The sequence below is a fragment of the uncultured Thiodictyon sp. genome (assembly GCF_903946935.1).
In the GTDB taxonomy this organism is placed as follows: Bacteria; Pseudomonadota; Gammaproteobacteria; order Chromatiales; family Chromatiaceae; genus Thiodictyon.
On the sequence record NZ_CAJAXH010000222.1, the window covers coordinates 25,295 to 44,935 of the forward strand.

The window sequence follows — 19,641 nt, forward strand, 5'->3', positions numbered from 1 at the left end:
AGGAGTGGCATAATGCCCGCAACTTCGTCTTGGTTCTCGCGCCGGCTCTTGGCCTTGGCGCAACGTCTGAACGGCTCGGCCGTATTCGAGTCGCAGACCCTGGGTGCGATGCTCTGGGGTATCTGGAGCCGGATACTCCAATGGGTGGCCATGAGCTTCCTGCCGATCCCCTCCGGCGTTCGGGTCGCCCTTCAGCGGGCCCGCGGGGTGCGTATCGGCAAGAATGTCTTCCTCGGGCCCGGGTGCTGGATCGACAACGCCCGTCCTGACCTGGTGGAGATCGAGGACGACTGCTCGCTCGCCGGGCGGGTGACGGTGCTCACCCATGCCTCCCCCCCGGCGCCCCTGCGCGAGATCCTCGGTCCGGACTCAAGGTCATTCAAGAAGGTGACGATCAAGCGGGGCGCCTGGGTGACGGTCAATTGCACGATCCTGCCGGGCGTGACGATCGGTGAGAATGCCATCATTGCCGCCGGATCGGTGGTCAATCATGACATCCCCGCGAATGTGGTGGCAGCCGGCGTGCCGGCGCGCCTCGGCGGGCGGCATGAGCCGGTAGTCCGCCCCACGCAGCACTCGACGGGAGACCGATGAACAGCCTTGGATCGGGCCTTAGCTGCTGCCGTTCGACACTCTGCTGCTGGTCGTGGCTCGGCTGGAATCTATGCTCGGGTCCGTCGTTCGGACGGACTCGATTGCGCCTTCGTTCAATACCGGGGATTCGCTAGTGCGTCAAATCGACCAACAGGGGCCCGGTGCGCTACGGCCGCTGCGCGTGGTGGTGGTGACGACCGGGTTTCCCCCTTTGAGCGGCATTTTTGTCGGCCAGATGGTCGCCCACCTTCCACCCAACATCCGCGTGCAGATCGTCACCCCCTGTGCTCAGGAGGATGTCCAGTGGCAGGCCGGGGATCGAGTGCTGGTGCGCTGCTTCCGTTATGGGCCGCGCCGCTGGCAGACTCTGGCCTATCAACCCGGCGGGCTGCCCGAGGCGCTCAGGCGTAGCGGGGGGCTGCCGATCGTGCTCGTTCTCTTTCTACCGGCATTTTTCGTGGCCGTGCTGCGGGCGGCTCGACAGGCGGATCTGATCCACGCCAACTGGTCGGCCCCCGGGGTGATCGCGGGGCTTGCCGGGAGCCTGACTGGGACGCCGGTGGTGACTACCCTGCGTGGAACAGATGTGAGGCTTGCCGAGGGCAGCCGCCTCTGGCGTTTCTTGCTCAAGACCTGTCTACTCCTGAATCAGCGCTTGGTCACCGTCGGCGAAGCGCTGCGTGACCAGGTGGCTGGTATCCTGCGGGTCGCACCCGGGCGGATCGCTGTGATACCCAACGGGGTCGCTCCGGCCTTCTTCGCGGTTCCCTCGATCGCCCCGGGCCAGTGCTTGCGACTGATCTGCATCGGCGTGCTGATTCCGGGTAAGGGTGTCGCCAGTATCTTGGCCGCGTTTGCCCAACTGGAACCGGCTCTGGGGGTCGAGCTGACCCTGGTGGGAGACGGACCCGAGCGCCCCCGACTGGAGGCCCTGGGCGCCGCTCCGTCGCTGGCTGGGCGTGTGCATTTTGTCGGCACGTTGGCGCCGGCGGAGATTCCCGGTGTGCTGGCGCGCCACGATGTACTGGTGTTTGCCAGCCGCTCCGAGGGGCGGCCGAACGTGGTCGTGGAGGCGATGGCGGCCGGCCGGGCGGTGGTGGCCTCCGCCATCCCCGGGGTCTTGGAACTCGTTCGTGACGGGGAAAACGGCCTGCTATTTGAACCGGATGAGCCTGCTGCTCTGGCTGCCCAGTTACGCCGCCTGATCAACGAGCCTGGGCTCGTGGAACGATTGGGCGAGGCCGGGCGAGCCGGGGTGCAGGGATTGACCTGGGAGCGCACCGGGATGAACTACGCCAATCTCTACCGGGAGGTTTTGGCCGCGCGGCGGCGCCCATGTGCGGGCTGATCTTCGGCTACGATCCGTCGCGTGCGCAACCGGCCCTGGTCGCGGCGGCTGGGCGGGCGCTGCGTGCCCTTGCCCACCGCGGCCCGGATGCCGAGGGGCTGGTCTGCGCCCCCGGGCTCGTGATCGGGCACCGGCGCCTGTCGATCATCGACCTTGCCGCCAGTGCCCAGCCGATGGAAGACGCGCTCCGACGCTATGTCCTGGCGTACAACGGCGAGGTCTATAACTATCGCGCACTGCGCGAGCGGCTCGCCGGCCGCTGGACCCTGCGCACCCAGGGCGACACCGAGGTTCTGCTGGCTGGGTTGGTCCTCGAAGGTACGGCCTTTCTGGACCATGCCGAGGGGATGTGGGCCTTGAGCCTGTGGGACCGCGCGGCCCATACCCTGCTGCTGGCCCGCGACCGAATGGGCAAGAAGCCGCTGTATTATTGGACCGACCACGGGCGCTTCTGTGCGGCATCCGAGTTGCCTGCGCTCCTCGCCCTATTGCCGGTGCGCCCCCCTGAGGACCTGGATAGTACGGCCGATTATCTGCGTTATGGCTATTACCTGCCCGGCACCACGGCCTACCAGGGGGTGCGGGAGGTGCTTCCCGGTCATTGGTTGAGCTGGTCGCCGGCTGCGGGTTGCGCGACTGGGGCATATTGGCAATTGCGGGTGGGTGGCTTCCGCGGCAACCGGGCGCAAGCGCATGAGCGTTTGCGTGAGACACTGGCCGCGGCGGTCCAGCGACGGCTGGTGGCGGATGTGGAGGTTGGGGCCTTTCTTTCCGGCGGTGTGGACTCCTCGCTGATGGTCGCATTGGCCGCCCAGGTCTCCGGCAGTCCGCCCAAGACCTTCACCATCGGCTTCACTGAGGCCGCCTTTGATGAACGCATTTATGCCCGTGAGGTCGCCCATCGGTTGGGTACCGATCATTATGAGGAGGTGCTGGGTGTTTACGAGCCGCAAGCGCTAGAGCACCTGGTCTTGCAGCACGTTGGCCAGCCATTCGCCGATTCGTCATTGCTGCCGACGGCCTTGGTCTCCAATCTGGCCGCTCGCCATGTCAAGGTGGCCTTGTCCGGCGACGGTGGAGATGAGCTGTTTGGCGGTTATCAGCGCTATCTGGGGCCTGCGTTATTGCGCTGGTATACCCGCCTGCCGCGGCCCTTACGGGCGGGTGCCGAACGGGCGATCCGCGCCCTGCCTGAGCCGATGGCTCACCATAGTCGCAGCCTATTGAAAAAGGCACACCTGTTTGTCGATCTCGTCGGCCGTGCGGTGGCGGAGACGCCCTATGTGGCACCCTTGATCTATCGTCCGGATGAGTTGGCGGCCCTGGCCCCGGACCTGGCCGGACGCGGACACCCGCCACCCGGCATCCCGGCCGTCTGTGATGCGGATGACGTGTGGCGGATGATGGTGTCGGACGCCATCATCTATCTGCCCCAGGATATCCTGCTCAAGGTCGACCGTGCCTCAATGGCCGCGTCGTTGGAGGCACGCGCCCCTTTTCTGGATCGGGAGGTGGTTGAACTGGCCTTCTCCCTGCCGAGGCGGTGGCATCTCGCCGGTCTCGGCGGCAAGCAAATGCTGGCGGAGTCATTTAAGCCGCTGCTCCCGCCGGCGATCTGGGCGCGGCGCAAACAGGGGTTCGCGGTGCCGGTGCATCGGTGGTTCGCGGGCGCGTTGGGAGATGCACTGGAGGCACGACTTGCCGATCCCGCACTACCGTTCGTGCCAGCGGTCGTAAGCGACCTGCTCGCTGCCCATCGCAGCGGGCGGCGCGACTATGGGCATCGCCTGTGGCAGATCTATATCTACTGCCTGTGGCGGCAGGGGCGGAGTGAGTAGGGGGTCGGAAGCGGCGCCCTGGGGTGCCGAGTTCAGTTTCGTGCGACTACAAAGATCTGCTGGCGAAGCAGGAGCGGACGCACCCACCAAGGATAGTGCGGCTTGTTGCCGCGGTAGTAGCGGATGGTTTCTACCCGAAAGCCGTGGCGCTCCAGTAATTGGCGTAGCGTAAAGGCATCGTGCCACAGGACATGGGTGGCGTTGGGGCGGAATAGGACCGTAGGCCATTTGGCATTTGGGGTGGTCAAGATCAATCTGCCCCCTGGCATCAGATGTCGGCGGATGTTGTCAAGGAATAGTCCCTGGTTACTCACATGCTCGATCACATCGCCAGCCGTCACCACATCGAAGGTCGCCCCCAAGTCCAGGGTCTCCATGTTGCCGTAAGTGATCCGCGGATCATTCTTGTGGCGCAATCCATCCGCTGTGACCTTGAGGATTTCGCGCGCGGTCTGCTCGGCATCTGGCAGATCGACCCCCGTCAGGCTGGCGCTATGCTCATTGAGTACGTTCCACAGGCAATAGACCGAGGACTGCCCGAGGCTTCCGATATCCAGGACACGTTGGCCCGAGATCAGGGGTACGATTAAATCTTCTCGTTGCATTGATTGCCCTTGCTGGGTTGTGGTTGATCGGTGTCTCCCGAGCGGGTGCAGGTCAGCCACCGCCAGACGCGGAAGATGAGCCAAACGCAGAGGTCGGCGACGATGGTCAAGGCCCGGAATGCGAACATTGACGTAACGAGGCCTGAGGCCAGAGTGCCGGTGAGCAGATAGCTGGATGTCACCTCAAAGACACCAATCCCCTGCGGGGCGAAGAAGGCGAGAAATCCGGCGAGCCAGGAGATCAAATAGATTCCGATGGCTCGCGCCCAATCAATCCCTGGAACCATCTGTGCGGCGAACAAGGCAAACGCACTACCGTACAGCACCCAGACTAAGGAGAAGCTGCCCACGGAAGCAAGGTAGGTAGCGCCAGACATTGAGGTTACGTCTTTACCAAGCATTCCTGTCAGGCGCGGACCGACGATAAGCCCCACTGCTCCGATCAGAGCGACCAACCCGAAAACTGGGGCGGTTCCATTGCCGCTCATCCAGAGCAGCACGGCGCCTCCGATCACGGCCGCCAGACAGACGGAAATGCCCATCTCCAGCAGCACTAAGCGCAGGATCGTTGCTTTTGGTAGTCCTTTGGCGGAAAAATCTAATGCCCGCGTCACTGTCTGCCAGATACCGCCGGGCAGGTATCGGGCGGGCAGGCGATTGATGTGGATCGATAACACTAGCCCCAGTCCTGGTTTGTGGTCAAGTGAGCGCAAGAGTAAATGGCTGGAGAGGCCGATGCAGAGATGGCCTAGCGCAACCAATAAGAAGATCACCCCAACCAGTCCGGGCGCGACTTCCGAGAGGTTCGCAACGAGGCGCTCGTGGTCGCGCCAGAACAGATAGGCCAGGAAGGCCAGGGCCAGCGGGGTATAGATCATGCGTGACTGGCGCATCAGCCCCCGGAATCGCGTCCGCCATCGAGCATGCAAGGGCGTCGCCGTCATGTCATTTCAGGTGCTTGTTCTGTTCCTGGTCGAACAGCATCGCAAACAGCAAAAATTGCAACCCCATCAGGGTCAATAGGGTGGCAAACATCGCGCTGGTGCCGGCGATTGGACCAAAGAATAGCCGAAGACCCAACAGATAGATGCCGAATACGAAGCCTGGCGGAAAGAGGGTCAGGCCGAAGGCGTAGAAGAATACGAGTGGGTGAAAATCCTGGATGACGTACTTATGCAGCAATCGGTAAAAGAAGAGCCGAAAGATAAGCCAGGAGAGTTGGGGGATCATGCGCAGCGGGCGGATACCGGACTTCTCGCCGATGCCGTAGACTGGGCGAATGGGTACGTCGGTCACGCGCATATCGGCGATATTGAGTCGTACCAACAAATCATTGGGCTGCCCGTAACGCTTATACATGAGGTCCCAGTTGATCGCCTCCAGGCCGTGCAGGCTGATGGCGGTATAGCCCGATTGGGAGTCGGCAATGTGCCAGTAGCCGGAGGCGATCTTGGTCAGCAGCGAGAGCATGGCATTGCCGAGATAGCGCACGCGTGGAATCATGTTCCATGCCTCACCACTAAACAGTCGGTTGCCTTTGGCGTAGTCGTAGTGGCCGGAGAGTACCGGTTCCACGATAGCCGGAAAGTCGGTTGGGTCCATTTGCCCGTCGCCGGCCATGACCACGGTCACGTCCATGCGCTCTGCGAGTGCCGCCTTGTAACCGCTGGCAATGGCCCCACCGACCCCCTGGTTGACCGGATGTACCAGCAATTCGATACGCGGATCGCACGGTTGGTAGGCACGGACGACGGCGGCCGTATCGTCCGGGCTGGCATCGTCGATAACATAGACCCGGTCCACCTCCGCGGGCATGGTCTGGAGTACCCGTAGGATCTGGGTCGACTCGTTGTAGCAGGGGACGACGACTGCAATACGTTGGTCATTGATCATGGTCATTAGCGTTGAAACTCGGCGGTCGTTTGCGAGGTTGCCATCCCTGGCCTGGATTCCGGGGTCCCGGCCGGAATGACGGCCTTCGCCCCGGCGCTCCAAACTGGAGGTCGAGGCTTTAGCCAGAGCCGGTCCGCTGACATGTGAGTTTAGCCGGCTAAAGCCTCGACCCCCTGTCTCCTCGGGGTCGGAACGACGATCAAGATCGTCAGCAGCATCCCGGTAAGCGGCGAAACTCTGTGCCGTGTTTGCGCAGTCCCAGGCGGGCTGCCTGCATGAAGGCGCTACGACTCACTTGCACCAGTCGTAAACCGGTGCCGCAGAAGAGCTCGAATTCATTCGAAGCGTCAATAGCGATCCTCCTGCCGCATGGTCTCGACGACCGGTCGGGTCATGGGCATCCGGGCGCGCAGTTCCCGGACGCGTCCTAAGAACTGAAGCTTATCGAAGACCTGTGTGGGCACCAGCCGGATCTCTCGGGTGCTCGTTACCTCCGCATCCAATTCATCCCCTCCTTTAGACCCGCCGCTCGCACGCACTCGATCGGCAGCCGGATGGCCAGACTTTTGCCCCACTTGGCTAACTGTAATTTTATCGCAGACTCCGGTGTAGATTGATTATGTGCCAGGTAGTTGAAGCACGCAAGCGGCCAATGGGTGCGAGTAAAGCTGATGTGGTTGCGGAGGCGGCGTAGGTTGGATAAGCGCAGCGCATTTGCCAACGCCGCCGATGTCTTGGCTGGTGGATGCGGCGCGTTACGCCGTCCTCGACCCGCGGCGTTGTGCCGCGCGCCTTATCCACCCTACGCGGGCGATTTTGCTGATCACACCACTCGTGATCGAATCGGCGGCCAACGGTATGTCCGTGCGAGGGGCGTGCTACCGATAGAGCCGCGGTGCCGTTTCATGGACCATCATTGTTCGCCTTCAAGTTACCCGTCGCGGCCTGGGGGCCACTCCTAAGGGGTAGGAGCGGCCCCCAGGCCGCGACAAATGACATCAATCCCAGTCAATCTTGATGAAGCGCCTCTCAGTGTACCTGAGGCGTTTGCGGCTGGTCCTGTCGATCGGCCGATGCCTTTGTCTGGGCGGCAGCTGCCCGTTGCTTGAGAAAATCCTCCCGAAAGGCGGCCACTCTTTGATCCCGCCTCAGCCATTCATACAGGCCAGCCGGCGGGGTCTTGGCGGCGATCTCGATATAGTGAGCAGCGTCGTCCCAGAGTCCCGCGGTCATCAGGAAATAGGCCTGATCGAGTGCAATCGTGAAGGATGGGGATGCGGCATAGGCGCGGTCGAGAGCGCGGATGGTGCCATCCAGGTCGCCCTGGTGTCGGCGATAGTCTGCGAGTAGCGTTTCCAACTGCCGATGGGTTCGGCGGTTGGCGATGAATTTTGGGTTTGACAGATAGAGCTCGAAGACCCGTTGCATGTCCTGCGGTGCGACTCGGCAACGCCCTTTTCGACTCTTTTCCATCATCCATTCGATCGTTGCGACACTGGCAAAGTCCGCTGGGGCCGTCGGTACCACGCGTTCGATCTCCTCCATGCTGGCGCCGAGTCTTGGTAGGCGTGTGTCAGCGCAGTGTTCGATGGCAAAGCGGTAGAGCGGGAGATGGGCGTTGGTGGGGTCAGCCGCGGTGGCCCGATCGAATTGGGCGCGTAGCCGCCCCCCATCCCCTTGGTTGGCCCAATAGTTGAGCGCGCCCCCCTGGGCCCGCTGGGAGGCGGGATGCTCCGCTGACCAGAGGATGGCGATCGACGCTTCATTGCCCCAGACGCCGGCTGAACTCCAGGTGATGGTGCCAACCAGCGCGATCATGCCGATGAGGCCAGCGCCAATCAGGCGTCGATAAGCTACGGGGATCGACAGCGCGCCATAGCACAGGACGAAGATGGGGCCGAGCATGGGCAGGTAATTGCGATGTTCGAAATAGAGCTCGAGCGGCAGGACCGTCCCTTCGAGCAAGTGTCCAAGAAAGAACCAGAGGACCGCCAGTGCGAACAATGGCCAGGCGCGCCGTTGCCGGATCGCCAGTGCCAGCAGCAGCGCAATCGTTCCCAGCGCAGCGAGCGTCTGGGGCGGGTCGAATAGTCCATGGGAGACCGTGAAGTCGTCCCGGTAGGGGGTGGACTCGCTGAGTGAGGGTAGTAAGATGACCCTCAGGTACTGCATCAGGACCCGGCCCTCGGTCATCAGCCGCTCGGACAGGGTGAATACGCGCGCATCATAGGCGTCGGCCATGATACCGAAGACCAGCGCGAGATAGATCCCCAATAAGGCCAGGGGCAGGACTAGGAAGAGGACGGACCAGGCGCGCCACCAGGCGGGGCGCGGCGGTCGGTCTGCGCCGAGTACGGTGAGCTCCAGGACCGTGACATAGGCCAGGGTCATGAACGCCGTCTCTTTACTCAGGATGCCGAGTACGATACAGGACCCGAAGACGGGCGCGAGCCAGAATAGGGCTATCCAGGGGCGTTGGGGTGCAATGCGCCGGCCGTGCAGATAGGCGATGAGCGCCAGCAGCGAGAAGGTGCCGCCGAGCAGGGTCATCCGCTGGATCACCATCATGACCGGCGACAGATTGATGGGGTGCAGTAGCCAGAGTGCGGTCCCTGCCAATGCCACCCAGTCCGCATGGGGCGGGGCGGGGCTGACGGGGCGGATCAGGCGGGTGAGTCCGCGCAGGAAGACGAATACCAGGACGCCATTGAATAAATGGATGAGTAGATTGGTACGCTTGAATCCTGCGGGTGGGCTGGGCCAGCCGGTGTCGTCCAGCAGGAGCGATAGAAAAGACAGCGAACGACCGGAGCCTCCTTCGTCCGGCAGGATCAGCCGGATCACGTCCTCTTGGGTCTGAATGCCGTGACCCGAGCCGGCGAGTTTAGGCAGGTGGCCTTGGTCGTCGAAGAAGAATGGGCCGGACAAACCAGGCGCAAAGGCAAACCAGCCGATCGCGAGCAGCAGCGCTAACGAGCACGCGACCAATAACGGCGTGCGCACTGACTTGTCCATTGCCATCGGGTTCCCCTGTCTGGGTCCGGCCGCGGTCGCAGCGGACGACGGCGATTGAGTCTCGAAAACGAAAAAACCCCAAGGCTAACCCTGGGGTTTGATTCAGCACTTAAGCTAGCGGCTGAACTTTAACGGCAGTTGGACGGCCGAAGCTTCTTGCCGAGGCTACCGCCAGTGCAGGACCACTGTACGCCAGCAGCGCTGGTCGTGGCCCTGAAGACCAGTGTGTTGCTTGCAGAAGGCACGCCGGCGGCGACCTTATAGGTGATGGTGAGCAGGTGTGGCGTGACGGCGATGCCCGAGACATATCTGGTGTTGGGGGACGAATAGCCGAGGGCGGCGTTATTCGCCGGGAATGTCAGGTTGTTAAGCGCGAATTCTGCAAGCGACATCTGGGGCGAGGCGACCAGACTGATACCCTCTGCCACTTTACTGCGGGTGGTAAAGTCCTGATAGGACGGAATGGCGATGGCCGCCAGTATGCCGATGATCGCGACGACGATCATGAGTTCGATCAAGGTGAAGCCTTGTTGGATCTTTTTGTTCATGATGAACCTCTGAAATTTGGGTGATGGATGCGGCTGGGCCGGGAGGCCGTCGCGGCCGATGTGCAGCCGCGTCCTGAGTGTCTCCCGCTCGTAAGATAAGCAGGATTCGGGCCACCGGGCCATTTTCGCACGGGGCGATAGCCCGATATTCGGTTAACCGCTTGTCAGTAGGCACCTGATCGCGACGTTGACCGGGTTGCGCGGTTGGGGGCTAGCCTGGGGGCGAGCCTGAGCCGGGGGCGATTGAGGGAAGATAGTGACAGAAATTGTCAGTAAATGACGCGATTAGTGATGCCCGATGGGTCGGTATCGGGTGTCTCCGGGGCGGGTTTGCCGAGCCATCCGATCGATCAAGCGCACCGCATCGCCCCAGCGTTCTGCGGTCATCAGGAAATAGGTCAGATCGGTTGGTGGGGTTGGTCGGGGCGAACTTGATCGCCGTTCCTGCCAGTCCGCTATATTCTGTGAGTCCGCGGCCGCCGAGAGGTTGCCGCTCCTGGCCTGGATTCCGGCGTCCCGGCCGGAATGGCGATCAGGGCGCTGCGGCGGCCTGACCGAATTGGGTGCGCAACCGGCTCACATCCCCTTGGTTGGCCCAATCGTTGATGGCTCTTCCTGCGTTTCAGACGGCTCTGGTCAGCAAGGCCGAGAGCATGGGCTGGAGCAGCCCCCGGCCGCGCCGGCGGACGTTGTGTGTGAACTGAAAGAACCCCAGGTAGAGCGGCAATTTCTCCTGGGAGATCCCGCGATGGGGACGCAGCCAAGAGCGCAACAGTGACCAGAAGCCCTCCATGGTGTTGACATGGACCTCGTGGAAGCCGTCGCCGTCCTCATCACGGGCGTACTCGCCCAGACTGTGGCAGACCGTCTTATGACCATAACCCCACTCCGGCAGTCGGGCATAGATGTCGTACTCGTCGGTGTAGACCTGGGTGCCCGGGGCAATGACCGCCAAAATCAACGGACGAATGGTCTTTTGTTGAACATTTTCAAGCATCCGAATCACCACCTGTCCGCCGCGCTCGATCATGCCAAAGATCGGTGGCTTCTCTTTTTCCAGCGTCCCGCGACCGGGCGCCCCCTTCAGCCGACGGCAGCGCCCCTTGCGCCCTTTTTTTTCACAGCATCAGGATGACCTTTGTGACCGGCTACCACGTAGACCTCGTCACACTCGACCTCGCCCGACAACATCGGTGTCGGCTGGCTGGCGACGATCCCCGCGCGCAGTTGCTCGGTCATCCGCTGCACGTCATCCTCGTTCAGACCCAACTCGTGGGCAATCTGAAGGTTGGAGAGGTTCAAGCCCATCAGGTACAGACAGCCGATCCAGGCCATCAACGACTGATGCCGACCGGCGAAGATCGTCCCAGTCAAGTCGTCGAAGTGGCGCCCACAGCCCCCGCAACGATACTTGCGACGCGCTGGCTGGGTGGAGTCTCGCCCTTGTTTGCTCACCTGCGACGACTGGCAGTGCGGACACGTCACCCCTTCGGGCCAGTGCAAGCGACGCAGGACGTCGTAACACTTGACGTCGTCCAGCAGCGTTGTAAGGGGGATCATCAGCATAACTCCGAAACCTGCAAACCTTCCTGGCGGCTGGCGATCATAAGCCTCTTTTCAGGATATTACAAAAACTTAGCAGCCGTCTGAAACGCAGGAAGAGCCTCGTTGATGGCACCCTACTTGGGCGTGCTGGGAGGGCGGGACGCTCCGCGGACCAGGGGATGGCGATCAACGCTTCATTGTCCCAGGTACCGGCCGAACTCCAGGTGACGGAGTCAACCAGCGCGATCCTCCGCTGGATAATCATCATGACCGGTGTCGGGTTGAGCAGGTGCGGCAGCCGGAGTGCGGTCCCTGCCAATGCTATCCAGTCTGCATGGGGCGGGGTTGGTGGGGTGGAGCGGACGGGCGAGTCCATGCAGGAAAGCGAATGTACGCGCTGACTTGTCGATTGCTATCGGGCTCCCCGGTCTGGGTTCGGCCGCGGTTGCAGCGGACGACGGCGATTGGGCCTCGAAAACGAAAAGCCCCAGGGCGATCCCTGGGGTTTGATACAGCACATAAGCGATCTCCTGAGTATTAACGGCAGTTGGACGGCCGAAGTTTCTTGCCGAGGGTGCCGCCGGTGCAGGACCACGATACGCCGCCTTGGTTGGTGGTCGCCCGGAAGACGAGGGTGTTGCTTGCGCTAGGCACGCCGGCGGCGACCCTATAGGTGATGGTGAGCAGGTGTGGCGTGACGACGATTTGCGAGACATACCTGGTGGCCGGGGATGAATAGCCGACGGCGGCGTTGTCGGCTGGGAATGTCAGGTTGTTAAGTGCGAATTCTGCAACCGACAGCTGAGGCGAGGCGACCAGGCTGATACCCTCTGCCACTTTACTGCGGGTGGTGAAGTCTTGATACGACGGGATGGCGATGGCCGCCAGGATACCGATGATCGCGACGACGATCATTAGTTCGATCAAGGTAAAGCCTTGTTGGATCTGTTTATTCATGGTGAAGCTCTGAAGTTTGGGTGATGATGCGGCTGGGCCGGGAGGCCGTCGCGGCCGTTGGGCGGCCGCGTCCTGAGTTGTCTCCCGCTCGGAAACAAAGCAGGATTCGGGCCACTGCAAATTTTTTACACCTAGCGGCGCCCCCGGTTTGTCTAAATCGGTTGTTGCTACGGACCTGATTTCGGTGTCGGCCGAGTTGGTTGGCAAGGGGTTGAGCATGAACCTCATTCAATCGGGGGACGATAGTGACAAAAATTGTCAGTAAATGACGCGATCAGTGCGGTCCCGCGTCCAGTGGGTGGGCGTCTCGGGGGGCGCTCGGGGCTGGTTTGCCGACCCATCCGATCGACGGAGCGGTGAGCGGCGTTAGGGAGGCGGTGAGTCGGATTCCTAATCGTCTTTGCGCAGTTCCTTCGTGTCTGAGGTTTCAAGCAGGGCCAGGGCGCCATCGCCCAGTCGGTAGTGTTCGCCGGTATGGGGACAGACGCACTCGCCGTCGCCTGTGAGCGGCAGCACCAAGCGTTCGCCAAAGCGACTCATCCAGCCCACTTGGCGGGCCGGGACGCCGAGCATGAGGGCGAAGGGAGGGCAGTCGCGATTGACGAGGGCGCCGGCGCCGATGAAGGCGTGGGCACCGATCTCGATACCGCAGACGATGGTGCAGTTGGCGCCCAGGGTGGCGCCGCGGCGCACCAGCGTATTGCGGTAGTCGTCCTTGCGGCTGATGGCCGAGCGTGGGTTGTAGACGTTGGTGAAGACCATGCTCGGTCCGCAGAAGACATCGTCTTCCAGGGTGACGTTGTCATAGACCGAGACGTTGTTTTGGATCTTGACGCGGTCACCGATGCGTACCCGGTTGCCGACATAGACGCCCTGGCCCAGGCTGCACCCGCGTCCGATACGCGCCCCGGCACAGATGTGGGTCCAGTGCCAGATACGGGTGTCGGCGCCGATCTGGGCGCCCTCATCGGCGATGGCGGTGGGGTGGATGCTGTAATCCATGATGAATGGCTCCGGGGTTGGTGGGTAGGGCTTGATCATCGGTCCAGCCTCAGAGCGCGATTTTCCGTTCATCCTTCGACACGCTCAGGACGAACGGAAACTCGGTAACGTCTTTTCCGGAAATCACCTAAAGCCTCGACCTCCTGTCTACTGGTGGCCGCAACGATGATCAAGGGTGTTCAGACGATCGTCTGAAGTGTTAATACTCAAGCGGCAGCGACACCTTGTGCCCATCGCGGGCGGAGAGGTAGGCGGCGATCAGGAGTTCTAAAGAGCGCAGGCCTTCACGGCCGTCGGTCTCGGCACTGGCCGCGCCGCGCAGCGTCTGAATAACGTTTTCGTAATAGGGGAGATGGCCGTGGCCATAGACCGAGGTGGTCTGGTAATTGGCTGCCTCCACCTGCGCATCGTCCGGGTCGGGTTGTGCGAAGGCCCAGTGGTCGAAACGGTTCACGGCAACCCCGGACAGGCGCACCGTGCCGGTCTCGCCGAGGATGGTGATGGAGCCCTCCAGGTTGCGCGGATAGGTGAGCATGGTGACGCTCATGGTGCCCAGGGCGCCGGAGCGCCATTCCAGGTTCATGACGGCGGTGTCTTCCACCTCGATACGCCGCGCCAGGGTGGCGGTCATGGCCTGGACGCTCTGCACCGGTCCGAGCAGCCAGTCCAGCAGATCGACATAGTGGCTCGCCTGGTTCATCAATGCGCCGCCGTCGAATTCCCAGGTGCCGCGCCAGGGGGCGCTGTCATAGTAGTCCTGGGGGCGGCTCCAAAAGACGTTGACCTGGATCATATAGATGCGCCCGAAGCGGCCCTTGCGCACGGTCCTTTTGAGTAGTTGCAGGGTCGGGTTGTGGCGGTTTTGCTTGACCACGAAGAGGCGCACGTTAGCGGCATCGCATTCCTCCACCATGCGCTTGCCGTCGCGCCAATGGGTAGCCATTGGTTTCTCGGTCATCACATGGCGGCCGGCTTGGGCGCAGAGGATGGTTTGGGTGGCGTGTTGGCCGCTGGGGGTGCAGATGGCCACCAGGTCCGCGTCGCAGCCCTCCAGGAGCGCCTTGAGATCAGTGAATCCCGGCGCGCCGGTGGTCGCCATGGCCTGTTGCAGGGCGGCGGGGTCCTCGTCACAAACGGCGGCGACCGCGATGTGCTCGGCATGGTGTGCGGCGGCCTCGAGGTGGCGTTGGGCGATGCGCCCACAGCCCACGACGGCAAGCTTGATGCGACGGTTGGCGGGGATGATGGGTAGCATGACTGGCTCCGGTCGGTGCAGTGAAGGGGCAGGCTAAGTTCGATCTTGCAGCAGGGCGGTGAGGCGCGCGCTGCATCAGGTCTCTCTCAAGGGCGACCAAAATGACGATCGAAACCGTCTAGTGAGCGCTGGTGGGTCTGGTCTGTGTCCAGGGATTGACGAGCTTCAGGCTGCTCAGAAAATCGAAGTCGGAGACGTTGCGAGTCGCCAATTGGAAGCCGTGACGCAAGGCCACGGCGGCAATCTGGGCGTCTTCGACCGACATTGGTCGCCCTAAGCGTCGGGACTCGGTGAGGATGGCCCCGTACCCTGTTGCGCAATGGCAGTCGAACGCCAGGCAACGTTGCTCGAAGTCCCGTAGCACGATCTGCGCGGCGGCCGTCAGTGCGCTCTTGCGCCGACCCTTGGGCAGTAGACCGATCCCGACTTCAATCTCTGCCCGTGTGACGGCGGATATGAATAAATGGGCGGCGGCCTGGCGGTCGAGCCAGGCAATCACGTTCAGTTCGGGCTCCCGCTTCATCCATTCGGAGATGACGTTGGTGTCGAGCAGGATCATGGCTCGTCGTCTGCGAATGTGGGGGCCGCGCGGGGCTGGGTGCGGGCCGTGGGCGGTAGCTCGGCGCCTCCCGAGACTTCCAGCATGCGCTGATGCAGGCGGGTCCCCAGAGAGGTCCCGGCGGCGGGCGATACCAGCGCTTCGCGCAGGATTCGCCGCGCCTCTTCCTCCATCGAGCAACCGTGTTGCGCGGCGGCGATCCGCAGTCGGCTCTTGAGTGAGTCATCGATATTTCGGATGGTGATCATGGCCATGGGTGTGCCCCTAAAAATGACTGCATTGATTGCATTTTAGGCAATGCCAGCGCCCTGGGCAAGGCGCGTACCCGGCGAGTGTGGTCGGGCAGCGGTTGGACATGCAGGTCGGGCACGGATGCCGTTGCCGTTGCCGTTCTGTGCCGTGGCGGCAAGCCGCTCCCGCGGGCTTATGGCCGCGCGCTCGCCTTGAACTGCCGCTGGTGGGTCTGGAGGTCTCGCACGGCCTCGCCGATCAGGCGGGCGCTGAGCCGGGTGAAGGCCGCGACCATGGCGTCAGGGGTGGCGCCATCCACCAACTCCTCGCCGCTGTAGTCCCGGCTGGCGAGTGTGCGCCGGTTGTCCGCCTGCACCAGGGTCAGGTGCAGGGTGGCGACGACCCGCGGGGGTTGGTCGGTGGGGCGGTGCTCGAAGCGCTGTAACTCGCCGCTCAACAGATAGTCCGAGCCGGCCCGCTCCGCCGCGACCACGACGAATTGGAACACCTGCGCCGCGCGCAGTGCGCTCACCAGGGCCTTGGCGAGCGATTGGGTGGGCGGCTCTTCCCAGAGCAGGGCCTCGTAGCGTTGGGTGGCCAGCGGTTCTTCGCGGGTGCGAAAGACGATCCGGTTGCCGCCGAGGAAGTTGCGCCCGGCCAGGTCGTTGACCAGCAGGGCGGCCGCGGCTGGGGGGCCGGCCGGGCCGACCTGCGGCACCGGCTCCAGGCGGTAGAAGCGGTCGGGCGGCAGCGCTGGGGCAGACCCGCAGGCGGTGAGCATCAGGGCGATGAGTGCGAGCAGAGCGGCGGGTTCGGGTCGCTGCTTGCGGCCGGGCGGGGCATTCGCCCGGTTTGGAACCTCTGGCGGCGGCCTTTGAGCGGGTGAGCGATCGCCTGGCGGGGCGAGGGAAAATGTTCGGGACGGGGTGGATACCCCGTCCCGCTCGGGAGAGCGCCCGCCACGGGTCATTTGAACCACGGTGACTGCTCCTGGGCCTTGCGGCCTTTGATGATGACCGCCGGGTCTTTGCGCAGGTCGCGGGAGAGGGCGGAGAGGTTGCGGGTGGCGTCATCGAGATTGACGAGGATCGGCGACAGGGCGGCGGTGACCTCTTGTAACAGGTGTTGGGTGTCGTCCAGGGAGCGTTGCAGGGCCGGTTTGTTGTCGCGGACCAGTACGCGCAACTCGCGCGCCAAGTCGCCGTATTGGCGGGCCGCGCCCTTGATCTCATCGGTGCCGCTGCCGATCTTTGCCGAGTCCTCAGCCAGGGTCTTGGACAGGGTCTGCACCGAGTTTAGGATGGCGGTCACCTTCTGGGGATCGATCGAGGACTCCAGGTTGGCGGTCAATTTTTGTAGGCTCTCGAAGGCCCCGGCCAGCCGGTCGCGGTTGCCGGCCTGGTCGCTGCCGGTGCCGAGCAGCGCCTGGATCGTTTCGATCTGCGTCTTGATGCTTGCCAGGGCCGGGGCGATGGTCTGCTTGACGACGTCGTCTATCGATTCGGTCAATCCAGTGAGCTTGGCCAGCAGGTCCGGTTCACGCCCGACGGCCGCGATCTGCGTCCCATGGGCGAGCAGGGTCGGGGCGGCGCCTGGGTGGATCCTGATCGCGTCGCCTTGGAGCAGGCCGGCCGCGCCGAGTTGGGCCACGCTATCGGTCGGTACCGGCCAACGGTTCTTGATGCGCAGGGTGGCGCGGAAGCAGGGCAGGGCGGGTGAGCGCGCCGCGGCGCTCGGCGGACAGCGGTTCGTCTCCGCGTCGCGCCCTGGAAAGAGCGGTGTCACGCGCTCGACGAGGCCGATCACATAACCCTCCTGGATCACCTGGATGCCCTCGGTGAGTCCTGCGGCCTCCAGGAAATAGGCTTGCAGCCGATAGGCCCCGCCGAACAGCCCGGGCATGACGATGGCCAGGGCGGCGATGGCGACGGCGCCCATGGCCAGCACAAAGAGCCCTGAGTAGAGCAGGTCGCGGCGGCGCCGATGCGCCTCCCGCTTACCCGGGGCGCCGATCTCGGGGGGTGAATAGAGTCGTTCCAAGCCGCTCATGGGGGCGCGTTACCGTGAAAGTCGCGCCGGGAGCGCGGTCCAACGAGAGTGTAAAGCAGAACCGGCACTGTTTCACCGCGCGGCGCGCCCTGGACAGCCGGCGTGTCCCGCACCATGCTGCGTCCATCCCGGGACACCGAGCCCCGGGGTGGGGCGCAGTCCGGCCCTCTCGGCATCCTGTTCGATCCCTTGCGCGGAGACTTGAGTCATGAGCAAGCCACACCCCTCACTGGACAGCCTGGGTAAGGTCGTCACGGCGCGCGATGCGGTGCGCCTGATCAAGCGCGGCGACACCCTGGCGACTGGCGGATTCGTCGGGATCGGCTTCGCCGAGGGTCTGGCTATCGCCTTGGAGGAGCGCTTTAAGGAGACTGGCGAGCCGCGCGATCTCACCCTGATGTATGCCGCCGGCCAGGGCGACGGTGGTGAGCGGGGCCTGAACCATCTGGCCCACGAGGGGCTGATCAGGCGCATCGTCGGCGGTCACTGGGGCTTGGCCCCCAAGCTCGGCCGCTTGGCGACGACCAATCGGATCGAGGCCTACAACCTGCCCCAGGGGGTGATCTCACACTGGTTTCGCGAGGTGGCGGCCAAGCGTCCGGGGGTCCTCTCCCGGATCGGGCTCGGGACCTTCGTCGACCCGCGCCACGGCGGCGGCAAGCTCAATGCGCGCACCACCGAGGAGATCGTGGAGCTGGTGACCCTGCGCGGAGAGGACTATCTGTTCTACCCCAGTCGTCGGTTGGATGTGGCCTTCCTGCGCGGGACCACCGGGGACCCGGACGGCAATATCACTATGGAGCGGGAGGCCCTGTTCCTGGAGGCCCTGGCCATCGCCACCGCGGCACACAATTGCGGGGGACTGGTGATCGTGCAGGTGGAGCGCCTCGCCGAGCGTGGCACCCTGCCGGCCAAGTCGGTGAAGATCCCTGGGGTGCTGGTGGACTGCGTGGTGGTGGCGCAGGCGCCGGAGCATCATTGGCAGACCTTCGCGACCCCCTATGACGCCGGCTTTGCGAGCGAGGTCCGGGTGCCGATGCGCTCGATCGCCCCCATGCCGCTGTGCCCGCGTAAGCTCATCGCGCGGCGCGCCGCCTGTGAACTGCGGCCCAACAGCGTGGTGAATCTGGGGATCGGGATGCCGGAGGGGGTGGCCAACGTGGCCCACGAGGAGCACATCCTGGAGCTCCTGACGCTGACGACCGAGCCCGGGACCATCGGCGGTCTGCCGGCCGGTGGGCTCAACTTCGGCGCCGCCCGCAACACCCAGGCGATCATCGACCAGCCGGCCCAGTTCGACTTCTACGACGGTGGGGGCCTGGACCTGGCGTGTCTCGGCATGGCCCAGGTCGACCGCGAGGGTAACGTCAACGTCAGCAAGTTCGGTGCCAAGCTGGCTGGGGCCGGTGGCTTCATCAATATCAGCCAGAGCGCCAAAACGCTGGTCTTCGTCGGCACCTTCACCGCCGGTCAGTCCCGGATCGCGGTGGTGGACGGCCGCCTGGAGATCCACCAGGACGGGGCCGCGGCCAAGTTTGTGGAGCAGGTGGAACAGCGCACCTACAGCGGCCCATTGGCCGCCGCCAAGGGCCAGCCGGTGTTCTATGTGACTGAGCGCTGTGTGTTTCGGCTGCGCCCCGAGGGGCTGGAGTTGATCGAGATCGCCCCCGGGGTGGATCTCGCGCGCGACATCCTCGCGCGCATGGACTTCCGGCCGATCATGGAGGCCCCGCCGCGGCTGATGGACGCGCGCATCTTCCGGCATCCGGCGATGGGGCTGCGCGCGCAACTGCTGGACATCCCCTTGAACGAGCGCCTGACCTACGACCCGCAAGTCAACCGCTTCTTCGTCAACTTCGAGCGTCTCGCCATCGCGACCGCGGAGGACATCGCGGCCGTGCATGCGAGTGTCTGCGCCAAGCTCGGGTCCGTGGGCGGCAAGGTCGACGTGATCCTCAACGATGATCACTTAAGCATCCGCCCGGACCTGGAGGAGGCCTACAGCACGATGGTGCGGGAGCTGGCTGGGCGCTATTACGCCGGGGTCACCCGCTATACCGCGCGCACCTTTGCGCGCGTGAAACTGGGAAGGACATTGGCCGAGCGGCCCGTGGTCCCGCCGATCTACGCGAGTGAGGAAGCGGCGCAGCGGTCGTCGGGCGCCGATCAATCCTTTGTATTGAAATAAATGAAACCAGGCGG

19 protein-coding genes are annotated in these 19,641 nt (G+C 63.6%); 4 read left to right on the top strand and 15 right to left on the bottom strand.

Going from position 1 to position 19,641, the window contains the following annotated elements; genetic code table 11:
- Positions 1-12 precede the first annotated feature (12 nt).
- The 3 genes from QZX93_RS19540 to asnB all read left to right on the top strand — a co-directional run bounded on the left by QZX93_RS19540 (position 13) and on the right by asnB (position 3,780).
- Positions 13-594: an acyltransferase gene (locus tag QZX93_RS19540; protein WP_295393307.1), complete on the top strand. Its 582-nt coding sequence runs from the start codon at positions 13-15 to the stop codon at positions 592-594.
- A gap of 133 nt (positions 595-727) precedes the next feature.
- Positions 728-1,942, top strand: coding sequence for a glycosyltransferase family 4 protein (locus QZX93_RS19545; RefSeq protein WP_295393306.1), 1,215 nt, complete (start codon positions 728-730; stop codon positions 1,940-1,942).
- Positions 1,930-3,780, top strand: coding sequence for an asparagine synthase (glutamine-hydrolyzing) (asnB, locus tag QZX93_RS19550; protein ID WP_295393305.1), 1,851 nt, complete (start codon positions 1,930-1,932; stop codon positions 3,778-3,780). Before QZX93_RS19545 ends, asnB begins: the two co-directional genes overlap by 13 nt.
- A 32-nt stretch (positions 3,781-3,812) precedes the next feature.
- Here the strand turns inward: asnB and QZX93_RS19555 are convergent, their stop codons facing one another.
- From QZX93_RS19555 to QZX93_RS19625, 15 genes are all read right to left on the bottom strand, one after another.
- Positions 3,813-4,385, bottom strand: a complete 573-nt coding sequence (locus tag QZX93_RS19555; RefSeq protein ID WP_295393304.1) for a class I SAM-dependent methyltransferase — start codon at positions 4,383-4,385, stop codon at positions 3,813-3,815.
- Positions 4,367-5,263, bottom strand: a complete 897-nt coding sequence (locus tag QZX93_RS19560) for a hypothetical protein (RefSeq protein ID WP_295393303.1) — start codon at positions 5,261-5,263, stop codon at positions 4,367-4,369. The genes QZX93_RS19555 and QZX93_RS19560 overlap by 19 nt, the downstream gene beginning before the upstream one ends.
- 67 nt (positions 5,264-5,330) lie before the next feature.
- Positions 5,331-6,284 carry a glycosyltransferase family 2 protein gene (locus tag QZX93_RS19565; protein ID WP_295393302.1) on the bottom strand — a complete coding sequence of 318 codons (954 nt, stop codon included), beginning with the start codon at positions 6,282-6,284 and terminating at the stop codon, positions 5,331-5,333.
- Positions 6,285-6,625: 341 nt separating this feature from the next.
- Entirely contained in the window at positions 6,626-6,781 is a 156-nt protein-coding gene (locus tag QZX93_RS19570) for a hypothetical protein (protein WP_295393301.1), read from the bottom strand.
- A gap of 526 nt (positions 6,782-7,307) precedes the next feature.
- Positions 7,308-9,293 (bottom strand): hypothetical protein, encoded by a 1,986-nt coding sequence (locus QZX93_RS19575; protein ID WP_295394868.1) that lies wholly within the window; start codon positions 9,291-9,293, stop codon positions 7,308-7,310.
- A 128-nt stretch (positions 9,294-9,421) separates the two neighbouring features.
- Positions 9,422-9,841 (bottom strand): pilin, encoded by a 420-nt coding sequence (locus QZX93_RS19580; RefSeq protein WP_295393299.1) that lies wholly within the window; start codon positions 9,839-9,841, stop codon positions 9,422-9,424.
- A gap of 622 nt (positions 9,842-10,463) precedes the next feature.
- On the bottom strand, positions 10,464-10,928 hold the full coding sequence (locus QZX93_RS19585) for an IS1595 family transposase (protein ID WP_366760790.1): 465 nt from the start codon (positions 10,926-10,928) through the stop codon (positions 10,464-10,466).
- Positions 10,925-11,401 carry a transposase gene (locus QZX93_RS19590; RefSeq protein ID WP_295394871.1) on the bottom strand — a complete coding sequence of 159 codons (477 nt, stop codon included), beginning with the start codon at positions 11,399-11,401 and terminating at the stop codon, positions 10,925-10,927. Before QZX93_RS19590 ends, QZX93_RS19585 begins: the two co-directional genes overlap by 4 nt.
- Positions 11,402-11,923: 522 nt before the next feature.
- A complete protein-coding gene (locus tag QZX93_RS19595) occupies positions 11,924-12,343 on the bottom strand; it encodes a pilin (RefSeq protein WP_295393330.1) in 420 nt (139 codons plus the stop codon).
- 390 nt (positions 12,344-12,733) lie between these two features.
- On the bottom strand, positions 12,734-13,345 hold the full coding sequence (locus QZX93_RS19600; RefSeq protein ID WP_295393386.1) for an acyltransferase: 612 nt from the start codon (positions 13,343-13,345) through the stop codon (positions 12,734-12,736).
- A gap of 199 nt (positions 13,346-13,544) precedes the next feature.
- Positions 13,545-14,600 carry a Gfo/Idh/MocA family oxidoreductase gene (locus QZX93_RS19605; protein WP_295393331.1) on the bottom strand — a complete coding sequence of 352 codons (1,056 nt, stop codon included), beginning with the start codon at positions 14,598-14,600 and terminating at the stop codon, positions 13,545-13,547.
- A gap of 118 nt (positions 14,601-14,718) precedes the next feature.
- Positions 14,719-15,159 carry a type II toxin-antitoxin system VapC family toxin gene (locus tag QZX93_RS19610; protein WP_295393332.1) on the bottom strand — a complete coding sequence of 147 codons (441 nt, stop codon included), beginning with the start codon at positions 15,157-15,159 and terminating at the stop codon, positions 14,719-14,721.
- On the bottom strand, positions 15,156-15,413 hold the full coding sequence (locus tag QZX93_RS19615; protein WP_295393333.1) for a plasmid stabilization protein: 258 nt from the start codon (positions 15,411-15,413) through the stop codon (positions 15,156-15,158). The genes QZX93_RS19610 and QZX93_RS19615 overlap by 4 nt, the downstream gene beginning before the upstream one ends.
- A gap of 170 nt (positions 15,414-15,583) precedes the next feature.
- A complete protein-coding gene (locus QZX93_RS19620) occupies positions 15,584-16,360 on the bottom strand; it encodes an ABC-type transport auxiliary lipoprotein family protein (RefSeq protein WP_295393387.1) in 777 nt (258 codons plus the stop codon).
- Positions 16,357-17,439 carry a mammalian cell entry protein gene (locus QZX93_RS19625; RefSeq protein ID WP_295393334.1) on the bottom strand — a complete coding sequence of 361 codons (1,083 nt, stop codon included), beginning with the start codon at positions 17,437-17,439 and terminating at the stop codon, positions 16,357-16,359. Before QZX93_RS19625 ends, QZX93_RS19620 begins: the two co-directional genes overlap by 4 nt.
- A gap of 208 nt (positions 17,440-17,647) precedes the next feature.
- Here QZX93_RS19625 and QZX93_RS19630 point away from each other — a divergent pair, with 208 nt between their 5' ends.
- A complete protein-coding gene (locus QZX93_RS19630; protein ID WP_295393335.1) occupies positions 17,648-19,627 on the top strand; it encodes an acyl CoA:acetate/3-ketoacid CoA transferase in 1,980 nt (659 codons plus the stop codon).
- Positions 19,628-19,641: the final 14 nt, after the last annotated feature.